Source organism: Streptomyces sp. NH27, assembly GCF_056859195.1.
In genome coordinates, this window is record NZ_JACEGK010000683.1 from 1 (window position 1) to 3,494 (window position 3,494).

Genomic DNA, 3,494 nt, shown 5'->3' on the forward strand with positions numbered 1-3,494 from the left:
GGGTGCGGCCGCGTGTTGTGGGCCGTTGCGGGTTCCGGTCACCGTGGTGTGCGCCGGAACTGCGTCGGAGGGCGCGAGTGCGATGCGTCGCGGCTCGGCTGCGGGGGCGGTGGGTGGCGAGGGCGTCTGCCCGGCCGCCGCCTCGTCCGGTCCGGCCGCGCACCGCGGGCGGCTGCGGGCCACGGCGACCGTGGCGTGCGCCGACTTCCGCTTGGCGAGGGCGAGTTCGGCGCCGGGACCGGCCGCGAGGAGTGCCGCGGCCTCGGCGACGGACGGGGTGCCGAGCACGCCGAGCGCCACCTCCGACGGCGTCGGCACCGCCACACGGGCCAGCGCGGCCGGGTCGAAACCGACCACGGGCAGCCCGAGTTGTTCGGCGGCCCCGGCGATCGCGGCTACCCGCACCTTGCCGGTGACGGTGGCCAGCGCCGCCACGGTGAAGCCGCCGCCCGCGGTGGGCGCGGAGCCGGAACCCGGGTGAGCGCCTGAACTCGCGTCGGTGTAACGGCGGGTGCGGGTGTCGGTGCCGGTGGCTGGGCGCGAGCTCGGACCCGTGTCCCTGCCTGCGCCCCCGTCCGCGTCCGTACCCGTACCCGTACCTTTGCCCGTATCTGCGGCCGGCGCCGGGGCGGCACGCCGAAAACCCTTGTGCGGGGCGGCCGTTGATCCGTCCTGTGGGCCGGCGGCCGGGCGGACCGCCGCGGGTTCGGGTTCGTGCTCCCACCGCGGCACCGCCGCCTCCGTCAGCGCCGCTCGGACCAGGGTCAGGACCTCTGCCGCGTCCGCCGCGCGGCTCGCGCCCACGCCGACGTAGAAGCGTTCGCTCATCGGGGCGGCCGGGCGGCGCAGGAGGCGACGAAGCGCTGGGCGAGGGAGGGTTCGGCGGCCCAGTGGGTGTGCAGGTAGGAGGCGTGCACGTGCTGCTGGACGAAGCCCTCGACGCGGCGTTCGGGGCGGACGAAGCCCCACGCAGGGGCCGGGCCCGCGCCCGGTTCGACCCGGGTGCGGTGGAACTCGTGCCCCCGGATCCGGGTTCCGGCGGCGGCCAGCACGCTGTCGCCGACCGCGACCGCCTCGCGGTAGCCGAGCGTGAGCCGGGCGCCCATCCCGGCCTTCGCGTCGAGCACTCCGCACATCGGATGCCCGTCCAACTCCCGTACCAGGTACAGCAGTCCGGCGCACTCGGCGGCCAGCGGGCCGGAGAAGCGGGCGACCTCGCGGCGCAGCGCACCGTTCGCGGACAGTTCGGGACCGTACATCTCGGGGAAGCCCCCGCCGATCACGACCCCTTGGGTGCCGGGGGGCAGCGCCTCGTCGGTGAGCGGGTCGAACTCCACCACGTCCGCGCCCGCAGCGGTCAGCAACTCCTCGTGCTCGGGGTAGGCGAAGGTGAAGGCGGCACCGCGGGCCACCGCGACCACGGGCCGGGCGGCCGTACGCCCCGCCGCCTCGTCCGCCACCGCAGACTCCACCGCGCCCGCCGCCTCGCCCACGGCCCCGCCCGCCACCTCGTCCGTCGGGTCCCACGCCGGGCCCGCCAGCGGGGGAGCGGTACGCGCGAGCGCCAGCAGCGCGTCCAGGTCGCAGCCGGCGGCGATACGGTCGGCCTCCGCCCGTACCCACGCCAGCGCCTCCGCGCGCCGTTCGGCCACCGGCACCAGCCCGAGGTGGCGTGCGGGCACCGCGAGCACGTCGGAACGGCCCAGCGCGCCCAGCACCGGAATCCCGACCTCCTCCAGCGCCGCGCGCAGGATCTCCTCGTGCCGTGCCGAGCCGACCTTGTTGAGCACCACCCCGCCCAGCCGCACCCCCGGGTCGAAGGAGGCGAAGCCGTGCACCAGTGCCGCCACCGACCGGGCCTGCGCCGACGCGTCCACCACCAGCACCACGGGCGCGGACAGCACCTTGGAGACCTGCGCGGTCGAGGCCAGCTCGCCGTGCCCGGTGGCGCCGTCGAACAGCCCCATCACGCCTTCCACCACGGCGAGTCCGGCCCCGGCCGCCCCGTGCAGGAACAGCGGCACCATCCGCTCCACCCCGCACAGGTACGGGTCGAGGTTGCGGCCCGGCCGGCCGGTGGCGAGCGCGTGGTAGCCCGGGTCGATGTAGTCGGGGCCGACCTTGTGCGGGGACACCGCGAGGCCGCGCGCGGCGAAGGCGGCCATCAGCCCGGTGGCGACCGTCGTCTTGCCGCTCCGCGAGGACGGCGCGGCGATCACGAACCGCGGCACCCGCACCGGCACCGGCACCGGCACCGTCGCTGCCGAAGCCGAAGCCGAAGCCGAAGCCGAAGCCGAAGCCGAAGCCGGCGACGCCGCGCCCGCCGGCGCCGTACGAGCCCCCGCGCTCACCACTCGATCCCCCGCTGCCCCTTCTGCCCGGTGTCCATCGGGTGCTTGACCTTCGCCATCTCGGTCACCAGGTCGGCGCAGTCGAGGAGTTCGGCCGGTGCGTTGCGCCCGGTGACCACCACGTGCTGGCTGCCGGGACGGTCCCGCAGCACCCGCACCACCTCGTCCACCGGCACCCATCCCCAGTGCATCGGGTACGCGAACTCGTCCAGCACGTAGAGCCGGTAGGTCTCCGCGGCCAGGTCCCGCTTGACCTGCTCCCAGCCCTCCCGGGCCGCCTCCTCGCTGGAGGCGAGGTCGCGCTGCACCCACGACCAGCCCTCGCCCATCTTGTGCCAGGCGACCGTGCCGCCCTCGCCGGAGGCACCCAGCACCTTCAGCGCCCGTTCCTCGCCGACCTTCCACTTCGCCGACTTGACGAACTGGAACACCCCCACCGGCCAGCCCTGGTTCCAGGCCCGCAACGCCAGCCCGAACGCCGCCGTCGACTTGCCCTTGCCCGGACCGGTGTGCACGATCGTCAGCGGCCGGTTACGGCGCTGGCGCGTCGTCAGCCCGTCGTCCGGCACCACACTCGGCTGTCCCTGCGGCATTACGCGGCCCTCCGTACATCCTTGACCAGCGCGGACACCGTGTCGGCCCGCAACTCCTCCAACGTCACCGCGGCGGCGCCCAACTCCCGTGCCAGCGCGCCCGCCAGACCCAGCCGCACCGGGCCGGTCTCGCAGTCCACCACCACCGACGCCACCCCGGACGCGGCCAGCAGCCGGGCCGCGTGGGCCGCCCGTGGCAGCGGCTCGGGCCCGCCGGTGGCCCGTCCGTCGGTCACCACCACCAGCAGCGGCCGCCGCGAGGCGTCCCGCAGCCGTTCCACCCGCAGCACCTCGTGCGCCCGCAGCAGCCCCGCGGCCAGCGGCGTACGGCCCCCGGTCGGCAGCTTCTCCAGCCGCGCCGCGCCCGCGTCCACCGACGACGTCGGCGGCAGCGCCAACTCCGCACCCGCGCCCCGGAACGTGACCAGGCCGACCTTGTCCCGCCGCTGGTACGCGTCCAGCAGCAGCGACAGCACCGCGCCCTTCACCGCGCCCATCCGCCGCCGCGCCGCCATCGAGCCCGACGCGTCCACCACGAACAGCACGAGGT

The 3,494-nt window shown here is 76.0% G+C and carries 4 protein-coding genes; all 4 read right to left on the bottom strand.

Translation table 11 applies throughout. The features are described from left to right. A partial coding sequence (locus AC13HU_RS34330; RefSeq protein ID WP_483045907.1) for a cobalamin biosynthesis protein occupies positions 1–828 on the bottom strand: 828 nt, incomplete at its 3' end. Next, positions 825–2,255: a cobyrinic acid a,c-diamide synthase CobB gene (locus tag AC13HU_RS34335; RefSeq protein WP_483045908.1), complete on the bottom strand. Its 1,431-nt coding sequence runs from the start codon at positions 2,253–2,255 to the stop codon at positions 825–827. The genes AC13HU_RS34330 and AC13HU_RS34335, both read right to left, overlap by 4 nt. A gap of 92 nt (positions 2,256–2,347) precedes the next feature. Next, positions 2,348–2,944, bottom strand: coding sequence for a cob(I)yrinic acid a,c-diamide adenosyltransferase (gene cobO, locus AC13HU_RS34340; RefSeq protein WP_483045909.1), 597 nt, complete (start codon positions 2,942–2,944; stop codon positions 2,348–2,350). After that, on the bottom strand, positions 2,944–3,494 hold a 551-nt coding region (locus tag AC13HU_RS34345; RefSeq protein WP_483045910.1), incomplete at its 5' end, for a vWA domain-containing protein. The genes cobO and AC13HU_RS34345, both read right to left, overlap by 1 nt.